Below are 21,955 nucleotides of genomic sequence, written 5' to 3'. Positions count from 1 at the left end.
TTTTCAGGAGTGACAAAATGAAAAAAGAGCTATTAAGTATATGTTTGATTGGAACGCTTAGCTTATCTTTATACGGGTGTCAACAAAAGGTCAAGAAAGAGACTCAAGAAGTGAAACAAGATAAGATTACTTTAAGTATTCGAAATCCTAAAGTAGAAATTGCGGCTCCGTTTGAAGAGATGGTGCAAGCTTATGAAAAAGAGCATCCTCATATTAATATAGAAGTTCATACTGTTGGAGGCGCGATCGATGACTTATCTGATTTGAAGGCAGAATTAGCTGCTGGTGAAGGACCTGATATTTTTACAAATCAAGGCGGAAAAAGCGCTGAATTGTGGCATGATTATTTAGAAGATTTATCAGGAGAATCTTGGGTACCTCAAGCCTTACCAGAAACGCTATCTCCTATCAGATCAGGTGAAAAGGTATACGGTATGCCTATGAATTTAGAAGGGTACGGGTTTATCTACAATAAAGATTTATTTGCAAAAGCAGGTATTCAGCAGTTACCGACTACATTAAATGAGTTAGAAACAACAGCGGAAAAACTCAAGAAGGCAGGAATCACTCCTTTTGCTTTAGGTTATTATGAAAAGTGGCAGCTAGGCGATCATTTGATGAATATTGCGTTCCTTCAACAAAAAGATCCAAATGCTTATATTACTCAATTAAATAACGGGTCAAAAACGATTACGAATAACCAAAAGTTCAAAGATCTTACCCACCTTTTAGATGTAACACTGAGATATGGAAACAGTGACCCGCTTGAAACAGATTACACCATGGAAATGAATCAATTCTCCAAAGGAGAAGCAGCGATTGTCTTACAAGGAAATTGGATTCAACCGTTAATTGATCAACGTTCTCCTAATCTGAATGTTGGTATTATGCCTATTCCTCTTAGTAATAATCACGGTGAACAATCATTAATTGTGAACACTCCGAATTACTGGGTTATCAATAAACAAACGACCCCGAAAAAAAAACAGGCAGCTAAAAAGTTTCTAGACTGGATGGTAACCTCTAAAGAGGGTCAAGAATTTATGACAAAGCAGTTTAGATTTATCCCTGCTTTTAAACACATCCCGTCAAATCAATCTGGCCCATTAGCTACTGAAACACTTCGTTATTATAAAGAAGGCAGAACAGTATCAGCTAGCACGCTATATTTCCCTGTTGGAGTCAGAGAACAATTCGGAGCTGCTACACAGCAATATGTCGCAAAAAGATTAACCCAAACTCAGCTATTAAAAAGATATCAATATGCTTGGGAGAGTGCTCAAGGAGAGTAAGAGATACCTTATTTTCCTTAAGCCTCCCTTTTTTATTTCCTCATATATCAATTCAAGACTAAATTTCAATCAATATCCTCCATATTCAGCAAGCAAGCGCTCCCCTATAATTTAATTGTTAACACATGGACGGACAAGCAGAAAGGTAATATTCCGTCCCCTACCACTACATAGGAGGAAGAATATGAACTTCAAAGGTTTGGCGAAAAAAGCAGGCGTAATTACCCTTAGTACAGCAATTTTAGCAGGAGGAAGCGGAGCAATTGCCCATGCAGCACCAAAAGCTGCTCAGGATCATAACGAAGATTATGGATTTTCTCATATGACTCGACTTGATATGAAAAACATGATCAATCAACATGGAAATCCAAACTTTACGGTGCCTCAATTCGATGCATCTAAAATCAAAAACATTCCTTCAGCAACGAAAGTTGATGAAAATGGAAATAAAATTGAGATGGATGTTTGGGATACATGGCCACTACAAAATGCAGATGGTACAGTAGCTGAATACAAAGGTTACAACATTGTGTTTGGTTTAGCTGGAGATCCGAAAAATGCTAGTGACACATTTATTTACATGTTCTATAAAAAAGTTGGTGACAATTCCTTAGGTGCTTGGAAAAATGCTGGTCGCGTGTTTGATGATAGTGATAAATTCAAAGCAAATGATGAAAACTTAAAAGATCAAGCTGAAGAATGGTCAGGTTCTGCAACGTTTACTTCTGATGGAGAAATTCGTTTATTCTATACAAACAGAACAGGCTTTGATGAAAGCAAAAACCTTTTCGGTAAACAAACGCTCACAACAGCACAAGTAAACGTATCTGAAGTAAAAGACGGCACACTTAACGTCGACGGTGTAGAAGATCACAAATCAATTTTTGATGGAGACGGATCAATTTACCAACAGGTTGAACAAGCTTTTAGCAAAGGTAATGTAGATTTTAAAGATAACCACACGCTTAGAGATCCTCACTATGTTGAAGACAATGGCCATAAATATCTTGTATTTGAAGCTAATACAGGAAAGGATACAGGCTATCAAGGAGAAGACTCTTTATATAACAGAGCTTATTATAGTAAGAGCAATGCCTTCTTCCAAGACGAAAAAAGTAAACTATTACAAAGTCCTAAAAAAGAATATGCTGAATTAGCAAACGGTGCAATGGGAATCATTGAAATTAATGACGATTATACACTTAAAAAAGTCATGAAACCATTAATCACTTCAAATACAGTAACAGATGAAATTGAGCGTCCAAACGTCTTCAAAAAAGATGGAAAATGGTACTTATTCACAAGCAGTCGTGGATCTAAAATGACGATTGATGGCATTGATGACCAAGATATTTATATGCTAGGATATGTTTCTAACTCTCTCACAGGCCCTTACAAGCCAATGAACAAAACAGGAATTGTTCTACATCAAGACCTTGATCCGAACGATGTGACTTGGAACTATGCTCACTATGCAATTCCTCAAAAGAACAGCGACGACGTTGTTGTCACAAGCTATATGACAAACAGAGGATACTTTGCAGATCATAAATCAACATTTGCTCCAAGCTTCAAACTTTCTCTTGATGGAAATAAATCTTCTGTTGTAAAAGATAGCATCCTTGAGCAAGGACAAGTTACAGTTGATAAATAATAAAAAAGGAAAATACCAATGCTTATTGGTATTTTCTTTTTATTATCCCATACAACCTAGAATTAAAGCGTGGTGACTCTATATGACAAAAAGCATACCAAATACAAAATCAAAGAAATGGATATTTGTTTCTCTTGTTTGCCTTCTTCTTGCTATTGGTGGATTTCTAATCAAGCAATCAGAACCTAAAAAAGAGGATGAACATAAAGTGACAGATAAAAAAACATATCGTGCCAACTATCATTTCACAAGCCCTGACAAGTGGAAAAACGATCCTCAGAAGCCAATTTATCTAGATGGAAAATATCACTATTACTATCTTTATAATGGAGATTATCCTGATGGGAATGGAACAGAATGGCGACATGCAACATCTACTGATCTTGTTCATTGGAAAGATGAAGGTGTAGCAATACCTAAGTATACAAATAAAAACGGCGATCCATGGTCAGGTTCAGTTGTAGTAGATGCTCAGAATACGGCAGGGTTCGGTGAGAATAGTGTTATTGCCATTGTGACCCAACCTTCTTCGAGTGGTCAGCAAGAACAGTTCCTATGGTACAGCAAAGATAAAGGAAAAACATTCAAATCTTATAGTGATGAACCTGTTTTAAAAAATCCTGATACAAAAGATTTCCGTGATCCAAAAATCATTTGGGATGACGGAGCAAATAAGTGGGTCATGCTTATGGCAGAAGGAACAAAGATTGGATTTTATGAATCTGATGATTTAAAAGATTGGAAGTATACAGGAGGCTTTGAAACAAAAAACATCGGGCTTATAGAATGTCCTGATCTATATATGATGCGCGCAGACGATGGATCAATCAAATGGATTCTTGGAGCAAGCGCAAATGGTAAAGAGACCGGAAAACCGAATACTTATGCTTATTGGACTGGTGAATACAATGGAAAAGAATTTGCGCCAGACCAAGAAGAGCCCCAGTGGCTTGACCATGGATTTGATTGGTATGGCGGTGTCACTTTCGAAGATGGATTAAATGACGACAAATTAGACCATCGATATGCCCTAGCATGGATGAACAACTGGGACTATGCAAACAACACGCCTACTATAAAAGAAGGATTCAATGGGATTGATTCTATCGTCCGTCGAATAGAGCTGAAAAAGCAAGATGACGACAACTACTACTTAGCATCACAGCCTAACGAAAACTTGAATGAGTTAACTAAGACTACGGACCAATATGAAGAGATTAAAGTGGATGGATCAAACAAGCTTGATACTAAAGGGGTTGCCTACAGACTAGAAGCAGATGTTTCATGGGCAGACCTTCACAATGTTGGATTACGTCTCCGCGAATCTTCTGATGAAAAGCGACATGTTGACGTTGGTATCTTTGCTAAAGGAGCCTACTCTTATGTAAATCGAGGATTAACACACCAGCCAGACGAGAGTAATCAATATATCGAAAGCAAAGCTCCTTTTGATCCAAATAAGAAAGAAGTTCATTTGGAAATACTTGTTGATAAAACGACTGTTGAAGTATTTATAGATGATGGAAAAGTAGTTCACTCTAGTCAAGTATTCCCTCCTTTAGAAGATGACGGCATAACTCTCTTTTCTGAAGGTGGAACCGCTACTTTTAAAAATATAGAGATTAAACATTATCAATCTATATACAAATCGAATAAAAAATGAGTAAGCCCTGTGTTCTTTTTATCTAAAGAAAGAGTTCATTGTAAGAAGTGTAATTCGCCACTACTCTTCCAAAAATGGTATAATATTCTTAAATTCTTTTAAACGAATTTAAACAATACAGTATTAATCCTATTAATACAACAAATGAAAATGGAGCTGTAACCTTACTCTTTTGACAATGAATTTATAAATTTAAAAAGCCCAAAGACATTTTCCTTTGGGCTTTCACTTTATTTTAATCCCCTCAAGTTTTGAACTCCATATATAACTAAAGCAAGTGTTATCTTAAATATTATTTCAGCACAGCAGTTTCATTTCTCTATTTCCATAAAACTAAAGGGCCTAAGACATATTACAAATCTACATTATCCTCTTTTCTCCTGAATCAGCCTTCTGTGCATCAAAACGTTTAAATTTTATAATCGAAACTCCAACTAATATAGCTAAAACAAGGAGACAGGCAATAATACTTGTCCGATTCTGTTCATTTAATACAAACATGATACAAATAATAATTAAGACTACTGCTGTAGATGCTGTTACATAAGGGAAGCCCCATAATTTGAAGCTTGGTTCTTTAGGATATGATTTACGAAGTTTTAGTTGCGATAAGCAAATACTAATCCATATTAATGATACGACAAAACCAGGAACCGCCATTAATATAGTAAATACCTGGTCTTGTGCAACATAAGTAATCATAGAGCCGATGATTAATACAATTGCACTTAACATTAAGCTATATGACGGAACGCCATTTTTAGATACATAAGAGAAAGTCTTAGGAGCTTCCCCTCCCATTGCTAAAGAGTGGAGCATTCTTGTACAACCATATATGCCAGAGTTAGCAGCAGATAAAACAGCCGTGATTAAAATGAAATTCATAATATGGGCTGCTCCCTGCAAACCAGACATTGATAATACTTGGACAAATGGACTTGATTGGTCACTTATTTCATTCCAAGGAATTAAACCACAAATTATGAGGATTGGTAGCGTATAAAACAAGACAATTCTCCAAATAAAACTTTTAATAACCTTAGGTAAAATACGTTCAGCATCTTTTGCTTCTGTTACAGTTAATCCTATTAATTCAGATCCCCCGTATGAAAACATCACAATTAACAATGCCGAGATGATTGACATTGATCCATTTGGGAAAAAACCCCCATGCTCTGTAAAGTTTTGCAAGTAATTCGACTGGTTACTTGGGGTAATTCCAAAGAGAATACTTGCTCCCAAAACGATGAATATCATAATCATCGCAATCTTAATACCAGCAAACCAAAATTCGAACTCCCCGTAATTTTTAACATTCATCATATTAATCCCAATAATTAAGACTGCACAGCCCAAACTCAATACCCAAAGCGGAATATTAGGAAACCAATATTGAAAAAAGCTCCCTGCTACAATTACTTCAATAACGCATACAGAGAGCCACATAAAACAATACAACCAACCTGTTACAAAAGACACCCGCTTACCAAAGGCTAGACGAACAAACCCTTTCATATTAGTATCTGGATAAGCAATAGCCATCTCTGCTATAGCCCCCATAACAACTAGAAGCAAAATCCCTGCAAACATATAAGTAAAAATAACACCTGGTCCTGCTAACGTTACTGTTTCAGCACTTCCTTTAAAGATTCCAGTCCCTATTGCTCCCCCCATTGCCATTAAACTTATATGTCGTGGAAGTAATTTCTTTTGAAGTGGTGAATTGCTTGATCCCATCGCTTATTCCCCCTTGATTCTATTAAATGAATCCCTTTCACTGTGCATTGAGAATATTTTTTAAATGAATGATAGTTCTTTTCTTTCCAAGTACTAAGTAATGATTTGTCTTTTTAGTCAAATTTGTTAAAGTCTATTTCCCTAGTGGCTCCAATCAATATGAGATTGCAATGAATTCATGAACATTTGCTGGGTTATAACAAACTTTGTTTTCAATCATTCACTGCTTTAAAAAATCTAATTTTTGAGCATATGTTAATATTGGCCTTCTCACTCTCCAACGTTTTCGTTCCTTTCACACATCGCTTAATAACAGGGGGAAGCCCCCTGTTATTTGAATCTGTATTATCTTTAAGCTAATTCAATTGGCCATAACTTTGGATTTTCGATCAGATACTTGAAGCGATTTGTAAAAGCCACAGCTGTAGCACCATCCGCTACTCGATGATCAAACGCCATGGACATTGTCATAATCGAACGAATTACAATCTCGTCGTTCTCTCTTACAACAGGCATTTTTTTCGTCTTATGAAATGCAATTAATCCAGTTTCCGGATGATTAATGATTGGAGTTGCGCCAATACTTCCTAAAGGACCAACATTACTAACTGTAAATGTTCCTCCTCTCATATCGTCCATTGTAAGCTTACCTTCTTGTGCTTTTCTCGTTAACTCCTTCAGTTTTTCATGAATCTGACTGACTGACAGTCTATCAGCATGATGAATAACAGGTACAATTAGGCCTTCTTCTGTATCTGTAGCAATTCCGATATTATACTCTTTTTCTAAACAAATAACTTCATTTTCTTCGTCAAGCTTGGCGTTAAAAACCGGAAATTTCTTCAATGCTACAGCAATGGCTTTAATAAAGAAAGCAGCTACGGAAATATTCATATTCATTTCTTTTAGATCATTTCGGTACGCAAGCAGTTCGGTTAAATCCGCCTCTTCAAAGTGCGTAACATGAGGAATTGTATAAAGAGATTTTGTCATCTTTTTAGCAATTTGTTTACGACGCCCCCTAAATGGAATCGTTTCTTTTCCTTCATTTTGTACTCCTTGCCTTTGAATGTGGTGTTTTAATTCAGCTTCCGCTTCACTCACTTTAGAAGACGTCTCTTTCCCCTCTTCTAAAGAAGATCCTTCATCACGTTTTTTTACAAAGTTGTGCACATCTTCTACTGTAATACGCCCTGATTTTCCTGTACCTGTAACTTCACTAATATCTACACCAAACTTACGTGCAACTTTTCTTGTATAAGGTGCTGCAATGATAAATCTCTTTTCGGTATTTTGAGTGACAGGAATTGTTTGATTTGATGGTGTTGGTAGTTCTTCTCCTTTTTCAAAAGGAAGCTCTGCTAATAACTTCTCTTCTTTTGACTCTACAGCCTTTCCTTCTTCTGTTTCTAGCACAAGAAGTGTTGTACCAACTTCTACCGTATCGCCTGTATCAATGATAATATTTTTAACTTTCCCTGAGGCTGGAGAAGGAAGCTCTGCAACCATTTTATCTGTTTGAACTTCTAAAAGAGGTTGGTCCACTGTGACCGTATCCCCTGCCTTAACAAAATAGTGAATAATTTCTCCTTCTGTCATTCCTTCACCAATGTCATGAAGTTTTACTTCAACCACTGTTCATCCCTCCTAAAAATGCATCACTTTTTCAATTGCTTTAAATACTCGCTGAGGAGTTGGAAGATAATGCTCTTCCAATGCAAAGAATGGAACTGGTACATCAAATCCTGTTACACGTTCAATCGGTGATTTCATGTACAAAAAGGAAGTATCATTAATAATTGAAACAATATCATTGCCCAACCCACCTGTTTCATGTGCTTCATGTACAATGACAGCACGGCCTGTTCTTTGTATCGATTCTGCTATGATATCTTTATCAATGGGATATAAAGTGCGTAAATCAATAACATCACACTTCATCCCTTGTTTTTCGGCCTGCTGGGCAGCTTTCATTGCAACAGGTACCATTGCTCCCCAAGTAATAAGGGTGACATCATCTCCGTCTTTGAGCTTTCTTCCTTTCCCAATCTTGACAGTGTATTTTTCCTTTGGCACTTCTCCACGTGTAGAACGATAGATTCTCATTGACTCTAAAAATAAAACTGGATCGGGATCTTCAATTGCTGCAATAAGCAATCCTTTTGCATCATAAGGGGAAGACGGACATACAACCTTAATACCAGGCATGTGTGTGAACAAAGCTTCTACACTGTCTGAGTGAACTTCGGGAGCACGGATACCTGCCCCATATGGAGCACGGATGACCATTGGAACTGTATAGTGGCCCATCGTTCTCATGCGAATACGCGATACATGGGTCATAATTTGTTCATATGCAGGATAAATAAACCCAAGAAACTGCATTTCCGCTACTGGTTTGAATCCATTGATAGCCATACCAATAGATGTACCAATAATTCCTGCTTCGCTAAGTGGTGTATCAATGACCCTTCCTTCTCCAAATTGTTTCTGTAAACCATCTGTAGCGCGGAACACCCCTCCGTTTTTCCCGATATCTTCTCCAAGCAAAAGAACTTTTTCGTCCTCTTTTAGCATAATAGACAAACCATCCGTTATAGCCTGAACAAGGGTTAACTGGTGAGTTTTTGAATCATAGACTTCTGCTAGTTTCTCTCTACTGATAGCCATCAATCTTCCCTCCCATTTAATTGAAAATATTGTTCTTTTTGTTTTGTAATGGGCCATACTGGCTTCTCAAATACATAATCAAACAAATCATTTACATTCGGTTTTGGAAAGGCTTCCATTTCTTTGATTGCCTGCTCTACTTCACTTGTAACTTCCCCTATTATTTTCGCTATCCATTCTTCATCCCACAAATTATTTCTCTTCATATAGCGTTCCACACGAAGAAGAGGATCTTGAGTCTCACGAATTTTATCACTATCTGATTGATCGCGGTACTTAGTTGGATCATCTGCGGTTGTATGAGCCCCATATCGCCATGTTATTGCTTCGATTAAAGTAGGCCCTCTTCCATCACGAGCTCGATCAAGTCCTTCCCTTGTTTGAAAATAAACAGCAAAAACATCATTTCCATCAACTCGAATACTTGGCATATCATAGGCAATTGCTTTTTGGGCAACTGTTTTAGAATTCATCTGTTTTTCAATTGGTACAGATATAGCAAAGCCATTATTTTGATTAAAAAAGATCACAGGAGCTTGAAAAACACTGGCAAAATTTAAACCTTCATGAAAATCTCCTTCTGAAGTTGCTCCATCACCAAAGTAAGCAATTGCTGCATTTTTCGTTCCTTTTCTTTGTTCCGCCATTGCAGCGCCTGCTGCATGGGGAAGTTGAGTAGCAATTGGAACAGCAGGAGGAAATATCTTTTTTCCTGCTTCAGGCACACAGCCCTCAACACGTCCATTCCAATATAAATACGTACGAGCCATATTGGCACCAAACGTCAGCGTAGCACCATGGTCACGATAAGTAGGAAATACCCAATCATCTTTCTCAAGAGCCAGGGCACTTCCTACTTGAGAAGCTTCCTGACCTTCGAACGGAGCATATGTCCCAAGCCTCCCTTGTCGCTGTAAACTAATAGCCTTTCGATCAAATGTACGAATTCGAACCATGTTATAGTAGAATTTCTTTACAAGGTCCTCCGTCATTCTCTCTTTATACTTTTCATCTGTTAACTGTCCTTCTTCATTGACAATTCTGAATATTGGAAATTCTAATTTCATATCATCACCTCATTTATAAAAATTTTTATTACTTGCGAATAGACCATTTAGGACGCTTTGTATGAGTGAAGAAGCTATTTTGCTTTCTACGTTCGTCTATACGCTTTTCACAAAAACGATTAGCTGCTTCGATAGTCGTGATATTATCCAACTCAGCTTCCTTATAAATTTCTAGTAATGATGTATAAATAGATTTTGTTTTCGTTAATACCCGCTCTTTATTATAGTTGTACAGTTCATCTGCCACTTGAATTAAGCCGCCAGCGTTTACAATATAATCAGGAGCATATAAAATTCCTTTTTGTTTTAGCAATTTCCCATGACTTTCTAAAAGAAGCTGATTGTTAGCAGACCCCACAACTGCTTTTACTTTTAATTTTTCAATTGTTTCATCATTAATAACTCCCCCGAACGCACACGGAATGAAAATATCAGCAGCTACCGAATAAACTTCATCTCCTCTTACAAAGCGAGCAATGCTTCCCACTTGTTTTGCACGTTCTTGAATAGCTTTCACTGCTTCTTGATTGATGTCACTTACATATAAATCAGCACCTGCTTCAAGCAGTTGCTCCGCTACTTTGTAACCGACTTTCCCTAGGCCCTGAATGATATATGTTTTACCAGAAAGATCAGTTGTATTAAAAACCGCTTTATTCGTTGCTTTTAAACCATAAATAACTCCAAGAGCTGTTGGAATAGAGGAATCACCGCCTCCTCCATATGCTTCAGGAATTCCAACAATGCAATTTGTCTCTTTTGAAGCATGGATGAAGTCATCTGTTGAAGTTCCCATATCTGTACCTGTATAAAAACGGCCATTTAAAGAATCGACGAACTGACCGAAAGATCTAAACATATTTGGTGTTTTATCCTTTGCTGGATCCCCAATAATTACAGCTTTTCCCCCACCAAAGTCTACATCAGCAGCTGCACACTTATATGTCATGCCTTTAGATAAACGAAGCACATCTTCCAAAGCCTCATCCACCGAGCGATAGGGGTGCATACGACAACCGCCCAATGCTGGACCAAGCGTTGTATTATGGATAGCAATAATAGCCTTTAAATTTGTTTCTGGATCGTTACAAAAAATGATTTGTTCATGTTCATGTGTTCTTTCTAAAATAGTTTCCGTAGTTTGAACAGATTGCTTCATTACATTCATCACTATACCTCCATTATGGCAACAATTATAATAGAAAACGCTTTCAAAAAAGATGAAATTTACACTATTCAATTTCTAGGACGCAGTTTCTTTTCGAGCTCCCTTTTAGGAAGAATAACTTGTTTGACTTCTCCTACCCCAATTACTTCCTCCTCATTTCGCACCTCTACTTTAGTGGTAATGATGTTACTTTGAATGTTCTTTATAGTAGCCACAGCAGTTACAAGAGAACCTTCAGCTGTGGGTGCAATATGCTTCACAGATACAGCTCCACCAACTCCTTCTTCCTCTTCTTCTAAATAGGGTAAAATAATTTTTCTAGATGCCCATTCCATATGATAAACCATAGAAACCGTCGAATAAGCCGGATGAACAACTTGCCCCTCAAACTGAGCGAACATCTCCTTTGTTACTCTATCAGTTACAATAGCAGCTTCTCCTACTTCTAATCCCTTTTTCATTCCTTTCCCCCTTCTTATCGAACCGAACAGTAGCTTATTTAAGAAAAAAGATTTTAACAGAGTGTCTTCAACAAACTCATAAAGTGTATATTACCTAACCTTGATTGGTAAAATTGAACTTTTGCCAATGCAATTATTATAAAACTATATTTATATCATTAAGGATAAGGTATAATTAAAGCGAATTATATAACAAAAAGAATATTTTTTTGATCACAAGTGTTATATTCTGTACGAATTTTTGGTCATTTAACTTCATTTTAAAAGGGGAGTATATAGTGGATCAATTAGACATTCGCCTTCTTGAAATTCTTCAACTTGATGGTCGTATTACAATCAGTGAATTATCCAAAAGTTTATCTCTAAGTCGTCCTAGTATTTCTGAAAGATTAAAGCGCTTACAAGAAAAAGGCATTATTGAGGGATTTAGTGCACGCGTGGCTACTTCAGCAATTGGAAGGGATATTCTCGTATTTATCCAGCTAAGTGACCTACGAATAAAATCCTATTCAGAATTTGAGAAGTGGATTTTAGAAAATCCTAATATTATTGAATGCCATCGATTAACTGGTTCTGTTAACTATTTATTGAAAGCTGCTGTTTCAAGTATGAAGCATTTAAGTCAGCTTATAGATTCCCTGCTTCCATTTGGTCATGCTAATACATCTATTGTCCTTTCATCACCCATTCCTTTTAAATGCATTGTTCCTGATATAGCTCATCAAGAATAAGAGTTCTTAAAAGTATCGGAAAGAAAATCTAAAAATTCTTCCATACTTCAAAAATAATGAGTTGAGGGTATCTTCCCTTAACAATTTTCAATTGTAAAAAAGCAAAATTAAGATAGGAACACTTCCATACTTAAAGCCCAGTTTTAGTTCTAAAATATCAACAGTAATAACTTAAATCAGAAAATGCACCAAATCATAATGATTTGGTGCATTTTCTCTACAATAATTCAGAATTCCTTATATCATTATATTGTCATGCATTCTTCATTTAAAACGATTACGGTAAATAAATAACTCTTCCTACTTAGTTATTATCAAAAGCCGTAATGCGTTACTCCCCCATCTACAAATAAATTCTGTCCTGTTATGTAGCCTGCTCCATCTGCACAAAACATAATAACAGGTGTAATCAATTCTTCAAGATTTCCTAATCTCTTCATAGGGGTGCGATTTTCTATCATTGTTCTAAAATCCTTATTATCTAAAGCTTCTTCATTCAAGGACGTTTTAAAGAACCACGGACTTATTGCATTTACTGTTATCCCTTCCTTAGCCCATTCATTTGCTAACTGACGTGTTAGTTGAACAACTCCAGCTTTACTTGGTCCATATGAAGTTCCAGATGATAATGTTAAAGAAGAAGCAACAGAAGCTATATTAATAATCCTGCCCCATTTCTGTTCCACCATATGCTTTCCAATAACTTTTGAAAGCAAGAAAACAGATTTAAAGTTCACATCTATTACAGTGTCCCATTCTTCTTCTAACAGCTCGAAGCTCGTCTTTCTCACACTTGTTCCAGCATTATTAATTAAAATATCGATTTTATGAAATTGCTGAAGAGCAAAATCAACAGCTTCTTGGATAGAGGAACTGTTCGTTACATCGCACACAATCGGTAAAGTTTTTCTTCCTGTCTTTTCAGCAATATCAGCAGAAGCCTCCCCAACTTCACCTTCCGTTCTTGCTAAAAGGATAACATCAGCTCCAGCACTTGCTAATCCTTCAGCTATTGTTCTTCCTATTCCTCTTCCAGCCCCTGTAACAAATGCGACTTTACCTGTTAAGTCAAAATTTGCTTTCAATGTGTGATTCCCTCCAATATTCTGCGTTTATTATGTTCCTTTATGAGCTCCCCTAAAGACCTCTTACATAATATTTACCCTTTAAATACTTTCATGCTAACGTTTATACTTTCCTTCTTACCTTAGGCAGTTATAAAAATAAAGACAAAAGACTAAGCAAAGAAATAGTACATTGCTTAGTCTTTTATCTTTGTATATGTTTGTCTATATCAACTAACTTATACTCAACTCATGAAGTTCCTCAATACTTGGCAAGGCTGCTATTGCTCCTATTTTTGTACAAACATGAGCACCCACTTTATTGGCGAAAGAAATAATTTCATACAGCTGTTCAAAATTCGTATAAATATCTTCAAGGTTTTCTTTACCTGCTAGTTTATATAATGTTGCTCCAACAAAGGCATCTCCCGCTCCTGTAGAATCAACAGCAACGACTGGAAGGCTTTTAACAAGCTCTGCTCTCTTCCCATTAGATAGAAGCGTCCCCCTTTTACCTAGAGTAACGGCAACAATTTTAGCACCAAGACCATGAAGAAAATCAATACCTGCTAGATCATCTGTAGTGTCTGTAATAAGGTGTAATTCTTCTTCGCTTACTTTAACAAAGTCACTTGAAGAAATAGCTACTTTTGCGAGATCTACAAACTCACCTATTCTTCCTTTCCACAAATCAATTCGATAATTTGGATCAAAAGAGGTGAATATTCTATCCTCATTAGCTTTTTTCATAAGTGTTAAATATGTCTCTTGAAAAGGATTTTCTAATAATGCTGTTGCAGACCCAAAGTGTAGAATCTTGGCACTATCTATTTTATCTTGATTAATATCATCTATTGTGAGCAACGCATCTGCTCCTCTATGGAACATGAAATCTCGCTCTCCATCGTTTGTTAAAGAAACAAATGCTAGAGTTGTTATTGCTTCCTTGTCCATCACAAGCATTGAAGTATCTACATTGAGATTCTCTAATGTTTGTTTTAAAAAGTAGCCAAAAGAGTCAGCCCCTACCTTTCCACTAAATAAGGCATCTCCACCTAGCTTAGCAATGGCAGCAGAGACATTAGCAGGTGCACCACCAGCATTTTTTAAAAACTGTTTTCCTCTTGTTAAATCAACATCAATATCTGTACAAAAGAAATCAATTAGTAGCTCCCCAATACAAACAACTGATGAGTTTTTCTTTATGGTCTTTTGCATTTTATCACTCTCATTTTATTTTTTAACCTTAAAAAGGCATAGCATATGTTTCTTCTTATTTATGGGAAGGTTTTTGATTTAACTCTTCCATCATCTTTTTATACTTCTTCTCATTTAAAGGATAGAAACAAATAATAATAATGGATAGTAATATAAACACTCCTGGCACTAATGCATTCATATTTTTAATAGCATCTAAAGAATGGAGGGTTTGTTCTGTATTTGCTACATATCCGTTCTTTCCTAAATAAAGTGCTGCAAACGATCCTGCTAAGGCAACCCCTAGTTTATTTGTAAAACTCATACTAGAGATTACTACCCCATCTGCTCTTACTCCTGTTTTCCATTCTGCATAGTCTACGCAATCTGCAACCATCCCCCAAGCAAGTGTATTCAAAGGTGTTGTAAAAAAGCCTGAAGCAAAGAGTAAAATAAAGATGAAGGTGAGAGACGAATATGATGTAAACTGCAGTCCAGCATAAGTAAACAGCGATAGTGCTGCTGTTACAATCATAACGTTCTTTCTTCCCCACCGATTAGAGAAGTACGGAATAAATAGATTACTAATTAAAGCAGCCCCGAAAAATAGCAATGTTCCCATAAACACTAAATCTTTACGATCAACATTATACGTAAAGTAGTACACCATTGTACTTAACTTAATATTAAATCCAATTGCAAAGGCTAAAAAGGATGAAGCTAGAATAAGTAATGGCTTATTTTTAAATAATACTGATAACGTTTTCTTAATACCGTATTTCTTACTTTTTTTCGGTTTAACTCTCTCGCGAACGGTAAAGAAACTCATAAGATTTAGGACAATACTTACTGCTGCATAAATGATAGCTGTTAATTGAAACCCAACAGCTTGATTCTCTCCTCCTAAGGCAGTTGCAAGTGGTGTTGCACATGAGATGGACAGAAGGATTCCAATATAAACAAGAATCATACGTGTTGTTGTTAATAGAGTTCTTTCTTGGATGTTGTTTGTAATGCGCCCTGTTAAACTGTTAACAGGAATTGTTTGCATACTAAATGTCATCCCTAATAGAATATACGTAATATAAGCATAGGCTATGTTTCCATTTGCGCCAAAATCCGGTGTTGTGAAACATAGTACAGTGAATAACCCAAAAGGAATGGAAACCCATAATAAATATGGTCTTGCTTTTCCCCATCTTGTATTTGTTTTATCTAAAATGACGCCCATTATAGGATCAAAGATAGCATCTAGTACACGCACAACAATAAATAATGTTGCAATAATCCCCGGTGAGATTCCACCAATATCTGTGTAATAAAAAAGTAGATAAGCATTTACAAATTGAAAGATAATATTGTAGGACATATCCCCAAGTCCATACCCAAATCGTTCTAACCATGATAAGCGAGAATTTGAATAAGACAGCCTCTTATTCGAATTTTCTTGTATTACGGTTCGTTCTCTCTCTATCATAACTACACCCCTAGAATCCGTTTTCATTGTTATGTTTTGTAATGCAGATTAAAAGATATTAACCTGCACATCTATTTCCCTTTTCTAGTTATTGATTTGGATACACAACAATTTTTAAACATTCATTTTTATGGTTGAGTGCTCGTTCCATAGCTTCCATCGTATCCTCTAGTCCATATCGATCAGTAACCAATTTTTTAGCATCAACTATCCCTGAAGAAAGAAAATTAATTCCTTTTGGATATGTGTTGGCATAACGGAAGATACCATAAATATCAACTTCATTATCTGCAATAAATGGAATATTAAGAGGAATTTCATTTTGAGCAGGCAGCCCTACAATTGCAAGTCTTCCACCACGCCGTAATGAAGAAAGAGCAGATTGAAGAGCAGCTGGGTTTCCCGCTGTTTCCCACGCAACATCTACGCCCTTGCCACTTGTAATCTTGCTAATCTCACCAGCAGGATCTTGTTCTGCAATATTAATTGTATGTGTTGCTCCCATTTGTTTTGCCGCTTCAAGTCGTAATGGTTCTAAGTCTGTTACGATAATTTTACTTGCCCCAACTGCTTTAGCTGCCGCAACAGCCATTAAACCAACTGGTCCCATTCCCATGATAACTACTATCTCGCCTGCTTGAAGCTTTGTTCTTGTTGCCGCATGAATTCCTACTGAAAAAGGTTCAATTAAAGCTGCTTCTTCATATGAAAGGGTATCTGGAATTTGAAAAACAAAGTCCTGTCTCATTTTTATATATTGAACAAATGCTCCATCAACAGGAGGAGTTGCTAAAAACTCTACATCTGGACAAAGATTATATCTTCCTTCCTTACAGGCTTCACATGCACCACAAGTGACACCAGGTTCAGCTGCAACACGATCCCCAACTTTTACCCGATTAACATTAGCTCCAATAGCGGCCACTTCTCCTGCGCATTCATGGCCAAGAATAATTGGTTTTTCTACTTTATAATGACCAATTCTTCCATCTGTATAGTAATGTAAATCAGAACCACAAATTCCAACAGCCATTACTTTAACTAAAACCTCATCATCCTTTAGTTGTGGTACTGGTAAAGTTTCAATTCGAATATCTCTTATACTATGCATAACCGCTGCTTTCATTGTTGTAGGTACATTGTTAGTCATCATCATTTTCCTTTCTAATAAAAGAGTTAAGAATGTGGATCCCTTTTCTATATAACACTCTTTGTTTCTCAAGTTGACTATCATACTCCCTAGAATTATGATGTAAGTGCATACATTTTGGAATCTGTATTATACAATTTCATTCTATATATTTATCTAGATATACAGTAGCTTTTTACGCTGTATAAAAGTACAGTCTCACTGTACTTTTCATCTTATAACCAAGACAGGAGTGGGCAATATGGCTGAACTTGAACGGCATGAGGAGTTTGCCGCCTTGCTATCAAAGGGTGTTAAGTCATTAAAGCATCACCCTAATTACAAAATAAAAAGAAACAGAAGTGAGAGCGCTTCTTTAGGTCAATCTTATTTAGATAAGATTGCGTATCAAATAGGTGTTTCTTCTAACACTCTTAAGAGTTGGATGGGACAAATGGGTTTAAAATATATTCCAGGGCGGATAGATGATGGAAAACTTTTTGGGATCTTGTGGACTATTATCAAGGAAGAGTATATGAACAAAGAATGGTTCACAAATGTATTAGCAACAACTTCAATTCCTACTATTACACCGCCAATTCCTGTTTGGATAACTTCTTGTTTTAGGAAGGCAAAGATATTAAGAAATGATTCTTCATTTGGTCCACCAAATGAAGAAGAAATCAACGAGGTTATTTCTAAACTATTTGATTCCCCTCCCTCTCATCCAAATCCTGAAATAAAGGAAGAACCGTTAATGCATAACTTGCCTACCCGAGGATCAGGACAATTTATTGGTCGTCACCATGAACTAGAAGTTATTAGACAATGGATTCATTCTCCTTCCCCAGTTTGTCTTATTGCAGGATGGGCAGGCATGGGCAAAACTACAATAGCCCTTGAAGCTGCATATTTATGTATTGAACAGTTAAACAGAAACCAGGAATGGCCTGTGTTTAAACGTATTATTTGGATTAATGGCGATTGGAAAGGATTAAGTTTTAATGACTTCTTAGATACGATTGCCTACCAACTAGGACGTGCAGAGCAAATTGACAAATCTATTGCAGAAAAACGCCTTGTTGTTCGGAATGTCTTGGCCATTTATTCTCAACAACAGCCTCTACTTCTTATTGTAGATAGTATCGACAAAGCTGAAAGTGAGATTTATGAATTTGTCATGGGTCTTCCTCAAGGAGTGAAGGTCATTTTAACCGCTCGGGAAAATTTAAATCAAAAATATAAAGCAGGCTTTTTAGAAATAAATACGATTCAACTTAAAGGGTTTGAGGAGGGAGAAGCAGGAGATTTTTTCTCTTATGAAATAAGTCGACATCTCCAAACTTACCTTTCCTCAAGTAAAAAAACAAAGATAGAGCAATTATCAAATATTCCTTTAAATGTTCAAAAGGAGCTTATTTTAGCTACTGCCGGCAATCCTAAAGCACTATCACTTAGTATTGCTTATATTCTAGATAATAATATCCCTGTTGAACAGCTTATCCAAAAAATAAGAAATGCCGGTTACTCTCTTGTTGAGCTATTTGATTTTTTATTTGGCAGTACATGGGACAAGTGTAATGAAGATACTCAACGACTTTGGCAAGTGCTCTGTTTCTTTCATAGCCCCCCTGATGAGAAAAGTTGGGCTACAGCCGCTGGGTTGGACTCTCGAAAATTTTATTATGCTGTTGAGAAGTTGCGAACTCATGCTCTTGTACAACAGAATTATATTGGGGATAAACCACATTATTTAGCACATCAAACAGTAGTAACTTATGGTAAACAACATTTAGATGCTGATGAAGATTTTGAGAAAAACTCAAGAAAGCGTTGGAGTCAGTATTATATTCAGTATTTAGATACTCATTTAAAACGAGAACAACCACAATTCATATATTGGAGTTACTTACTTGGACGGGATTTAGAGAAAATTAAACAAGAATGGCCCAATATTTTAAAAGCCTTAGAATGGGCAAGTAAACATGCTGAGAAAGAATTAGTAATGAATTTAATTCTCCGCCTCAGCCATTTTCTAAGTCGCGTTAATCTACCGCTAAGAATTCAGTACGGGATAGAGGCTGCTAATTACGCTCATCAAATGAATGATAAGATTTCTGAGGCTTTGATTCGAATTGATATTATTGGATGGGCACTTATGGAAGTAAATAAATTAGAAGAAGCATATAGTCAAATAGAAGAAGGACTCCTCATATTAAAAGCAACAGATGAGATTCATCAAGAAGGGCACGATCTTAAGATTTGGGGACTTGCCTTAAAATCAAAGCTTTTTTTAAAAACGGAGCGGATAGAAGAAGCAAAGAACATATTAAAGAAAATATGTAATGTCCCTGTTGCACCTGTTATCAAACATCGTGTTTTATTAATGCAAGGAGATTTTTGTTTACTGACTAAAAATTATAAAGAAGCTATTCATTTTTATGAATTAGCAAATGAGAAAAGTATGTTATACGGAGGCGAAAAAACGATTGAAGCATACTTCAACCTAGGCTTAGCCTATATGCATTGCGATTTCTATGAAAAAGCAGAAAAGATGTTCAATAACCTTCTTTATAATCAAAATAAACCCAATCAAATTGAGCTCATCTACTGCTATTATGGCAAAGCTCAAATACTTGCTCGAAAAAGAAAGTACAAGGAAGCATATGATTTAAATGAAAAGGTCATTAATTTAATTCACTCATGGGAACCAACTATTAATATCCGCCAGGAAGTAGAGAAATTTCATAAATCAATGAATGAAAACTTACTAAAAAATACACATATAAGGGATGGCATCTAGCTATCCCTTATATGTGTATTTTGAACATTCTTTATTGGACTGATTCCCAGCGCGCAACCTTTTCCTTCACTTTCGGCGCTACTCTTGTCCCTAGGAGCTCAATGGCTCTCATAACGTCTTCATGTGGCATTGTCCCAACTGGAACATGAAGCATAAAGCGTTCTATTCCAACATTCTTACGAAGATGAATAATTTTCTCCGCTACTGTATCTGCATCCCCTACGTAAAGAGCTCCTTCAAAACTTCGGGCCGCATCGAAGCTTGAGCGGTTATAAGGTCCCCAGCCACGTTCTTTTCCAAGCTTGTTCATCGCATATTGTGTAGGAGGGAAAAACTTATCAGCAGCTGTTTCTGTATCATCTGCAATAAACCCATGAGAATGGGAAGCTACTTTTAATTTGGATGAATCATGACCTGCATGCTCTGCTGCTTTTTTATATAGCTCCACAAGCGGGGCAAAATGAAGCGGGCTGCCCCCGATAATCGCCAACACAAGTGGAAGCCCAAGAAGCCCTGCTCTTATAACAGACTCTTGGTTTCCTCCACTTCCAATCCAAATTGGTAACGGTTTTTGGACAGGCCTTGGGTAGATACCTAAATTCTCAATAGCTGGTCTATGCTTTCCGCTCCATGTAATCTTCTCAGATGTTTGTAGCTTTAAAAGCAAATCTAGCTTTTCATCAAACAGTTCTTCATAATCTCTTAAATCATAACCAAAGAGCGGAAATGACTCAATAAAAGACCCTCTCCCTGCCATAATCTCAGCACGCCCATTTGAAATGCCATCAAGCGTTGCAAAGTCTTGAAAAACGCGAACAGGATCTGCTGAGGAAAGAACAGTAACAGCGCTTGTTAAGCGAATATTCTTGGTCTGTGAAGCCGCTGCTGCCAATACAACAGCAGGAGAAGAAGCAGCATAGTCTTCACGATGATGCTCTCCTACCCCAAATACGTCTAATCCAACTTGGTCTGCCAGAACAATTTCCTCTACTACTTCTCGAATGCGTTGTGCATGACTAATTACTTCTCCTGTCCTTACATCTGGAGTTGTTTCTACAAAGGTGCTAATTCCTATCTCCATTTATCGTATCCTCCTTCAGAATCACGGTCTTTATACTTGATATTTAAAAGGAAAGTCTTCTATCCCCTTATGCAAAGCTTTTTCCCATTGTGAAAATTGTGTGATGGGCACTTTGCCCCAGAACTGTAGTCCAGACATTTCAAATGAAACACTAATAAAATATGGATCCCCTTTCTCTTCACAACCATACCAATGAGGGGAATCAACGTGATCTCTTAAATAACATGGCAAGCTCTTGTATACCTTCCCTAGCATTTCATATGTCTCTTTATTAAATTGGTATTCATCCACCATATATACTCGTTCAAATTCTAATATATCGTCTATAACTTTGTAGCAGTTATTGTAATAATGTTCATCTTCTATAATTTTGCTCACCACGATTCTTCTCCTTATGTTATTTAACCTTTATACTATCTTGTACATAAGCCCTAACAACTGTATTTACAGACCAAGTAGCAATAGCTTATATGTATTGGAAAGAGTATTCATAGATTCTGTACTTGTCTTAAATAAAATGTATGTTGAATTTCTCCTTTTGTTTATTCTAATTAACACTGTAATCTTAATAATAAGGCCTCATGTGCCAATAAAAAAGCAATATACTCACGTGTTTTAAAATAATAATTTGTAGTTAGAGAAACAGCGGCTAGTTTTTAATACCATTGCATACATTGTTAAAGAAAAGAAATTTATTTAAATAAACAAAAACCCTTCCTCGGAAATCCGAGAAAAAGACCGTATTTTTACGTTTTTTTATT

The 21,955-nt window shown here is 36.5% G+C and carries 17 protein-coding genes; 5 read left to right on the top strand and 12 right to left on the bottom strand.

Going from position 1 to position 21,955, the window contains the following annotated elements:
- Nucleotides 1-17: 17 nt before the first annotated feature.
- The 3 genes from ACK3CR_RS08390 to ACK3CR_RS08380 all read left to right on the top strand — a co-directional run bounded on the left by ACK3CR_RS08390 (nucleotide 18) and on the right by ACK3CR_RS08380 (nucleotide 4,609).
- Nucleotides 18-1,292 carry an ABC transporter substrate-binding protein gene (locus tag ACK3CR_RS08390; protein ID WP_243515855.1) on the top strand — a complete coding sequence of 425 codons (1,275 nt, stop codon included), beginning with the start codon at nucleotides 18-20 and terminating at the stop codon, nucleotides 1,290-1,292.
- Between the two features lie 184 nt (nucleotides 1,293-1,476).
- Nucleotides 1,477-2,946 carry a glycoside hydrolase family 68 protein gene (locus tag ACK3CR_RS08385; RefSeq protein ID WP_243515857.1) on the top strand — a complete coding sequence of 490 codons (1,470 nt, stop codon included), beginning with the start codon at nucleotides 1,477-1,479 and terminating at the stop codon, nucleotides 2,944-2,946.
- 82 nt (nucleotides 2,947-3,028) lie between these two features.
- Nucleotides 3,029-4,609 carry a glycoside hydrolase family 32 protein gene (locus tag ACK3CR_RS08380; protein WP_488975223.1) on the top strand — a complete coding sequence of 527 codons (1,581 nt, stop codon included), beginning with the start codon at nucleotides 3,029-3,031 and terminating at the stop codon, nucleotides 4,607-4,609.
- A 360-nt stretch (nucleotides 4,610-4,969) separates the two neighbouring features.
- Here ACK3CR_RS08380 and ACK3CR_RS08375 read toward each other — a convergent pair whose 3' ends face one another.
- From ACK3CR_RS08375 to ACK3CR_RS08350, 6 genes are all read right to left on the bottom strand, one after another.
- Nucleotides 4,970-6,346, bottom strand: a complete 1,377-nt coding sequence (locus tag ACK3CR_RS08375; protein WP_243515859.1) for an amino acid permease — start codon at nucleotides 6,344-6,346, stop codon at nucleotides 4,970-4,972.
- Nucleotides 6,347-6,697: 351 nt separating this feature from the next.
- Entirely contained in the window at nucleotides 6,698-7,981 is a 1,284-nt protein-coding gene (locus ACK3CR_RS08370; protein ID WP_243515867.1) for a dihydrolipoamide acetyltransferase family protein, read from the bottom strand.
- Between the two features lie 12 nt (nucleotides 7,982-7,993).
- Nucleotides 7,994-9,016, bottom strand: coding sequence for an alpha-ketoacid dehydrogenase subunit beta (locus ACK3CR_RS08365; RefSeq protein ID WP_268584151.1), 1,023 nt, complete (start codon nucleotides 9,014-9,016; stop codon nucleotides 7,994-7,996).
- Complete coding sequence (gene pdhA, locus ACK3CR_RS08360; RefSeq protein ID WP_488975222.1) at nucleotides 9,016-10,083, bottom strand: pyruvate dehydrogenase (acetyl-transferring) E1 component subunit alpha; 1,068 nt, start codon at nucleotides 10,081-10,083, stop codon at nucleotides 9,016-9,018. The genes ACK3CR_RS08365 and pdhA overlap by 1 nt, the downstream gene beginning before the upstream one ends.
- Before the next feature lie 28 nt (nucleotides 10,084-10,111).
- Nucleotides 10,112-11,251 (bottom strand): Leu/Phe/Val dehydrogenase, encoded by a 1,140-nt coding sequence (locus ACK3CR_RS08355; RefSeq protein WP_243515873.1) that lies wholly within the window; start codon nucleotides 11,249-11,251, stop codon nucleotides 10,112-10,114.
- Nucleotides 11,252-11,319: 68 nt separating this feature from the next.
- A complete protein-coding gene (locus ACK3CR_RS08350; RefSeq protein WP_488975221.1) occupies nucleotides 11,320-11,712 on the bottom strand; it encodes a thioesterase family protein in 393 nt (130 codons plus the stop codon).
- Between the two features lie 278 nt (nucleotides 11,713-11,990).
- On the opposite strand from ACK3CR_RS08350, the gene ACK3CR_RS08345 reads away from it, so the two are divergent.
- Nucleotides 11,991-12,443: an Lrp/AsnC family transcriptional regulator gene (locus ACK3CR_RS08345; RefSeq protein WP_019394023.1), complete on the top strand. Its 453-nt coding sequence runs from the start codon at nucleotides 11,991-11,993 to the stop codon at nucleotides 12,441-12,443.
- A 314-nt stretch (nucleotides 12,444-12,757) separates the two neighbouring features.
- Here ACK3CR_RS08345 and ACK3CR_RS08340 read toward each other — a convergent pair whose 3' ends face one another.
- From ACK3CR_RS08340 to ACK3CR_RS08325, 4 genes are all read right to left on the bottom strand, one after another.
- Nucleotides 12,758-13,528 carry an SDR family NAD(P)-dependent oxidoreductase gene (locus tag ACK3CR_RS08340; protein ID WP_488975220.1) on the bottom strand — a complete coding sequence of 257 codons (771 nt, stop codon included), beginning with the start codon at nucleotides 13,526-13,528 and terminating at the stop codon, nucleotides 12,758-12,760.
- A gap of 213 nt (nucleotides 13,529-13,741) precedes the next feature.
- Nucleotides 13,742-14,725 (bottom strand): carbohydrate kinase family protein, encoded by a 984-nt coding sequence (locus ACK3CR_RS08335; protein WP_328123620.1) that lies wholly within the window; start codon nucleotides 14,723-14,725, stop codon nucleotides 13,742-13,744.
- A 55-nt stretch (nucleotides 14,726-14,780) separates the two neighbouring features.
- The gene (locus tag ACK3CR_RS08330; protein ID WP_243515882.1) at nucleotides 14,781-16,181 is read right to left on the bottom strand and encodes a glycoside-pentoside-hexuronide (GPH):cation symporter; all 1,401 of its coding nucleotides are present in this window, start codon (nucleotides 16,179-16,181) and stop codon (nucleotides 14,781-14,783) included.
- 88 nt (nucleotides 16,182-16,269) lie between these two features.
- Entirely contained in the window at nucleotides 16,270-17,331 is a 1,062-nt protein-coding gene (locus tag ACK3CR_RS08325) for an NAD(P)-dependent alcohol dehydrogenase (protein ID WP_488975229.1), read from the bottom strand.
- Nucleotides 17,332-17,572: 241 nt separating this feature from the next.
- Between ACK3CR_RS08325 and ACK3CR_RS08320 the strand changes: the two genes are divergently transcribed.
- Nucleotides 17,573-20,113, top strand: coding sequence for a tetratricopeptide repeat protein (locus ACK3CR_RS08320; RefSeq protein WP_243515886.1), 2,541 nt, complete (start codon nucleotides 17,573-17,575; stop codon nucleotides 20,111-20,113).
- 31 nt (nucleotides 20,114-20,144) lie between these two features.
- On the opposite strand, the gene ACK3CR_RS08315 is transcribed toward ACK3CR_RS08320, so the two are convergent.
- Nucleotides 20,145-21,194: an LLM class flavin-dependent oxidoreductase gene (locus tag ACK3CR_RS08315; RefSeq protein WP_488975219.1), complete on the bottom strand. Its 1,050-nt coding sequence runs from the start codon at nucleotides 21,192-21,194 to the stop codon at nucleotides 20,145-20,147.
- A 30-nt stretch (nucleotides 21,195-21,224) separates the two neighbouring features.
- Nucleotides 21,225-21,572, bottom strand: coding sequence for a hypothetical protein (locus tag ACK3CR_RS08310; RefSeq protein ID WP_243515891.1), 348 nt, complete (start codon nucleotides 21,570-21,572; stop codon nucleotides 21,225-21,227).
- Between the last annotated feature and the right edge of the window lie 383 nt (nucleotides 21,573-21,955).

It is taken from the genome of Priestia sp. TRM10 (assembly GCF_057808375.1).
The sequence above is the reverse complement of the archived record's forward strand: the minus strand, read 5'-3'. Positions and strand labels throughout refer to the sequence as shown.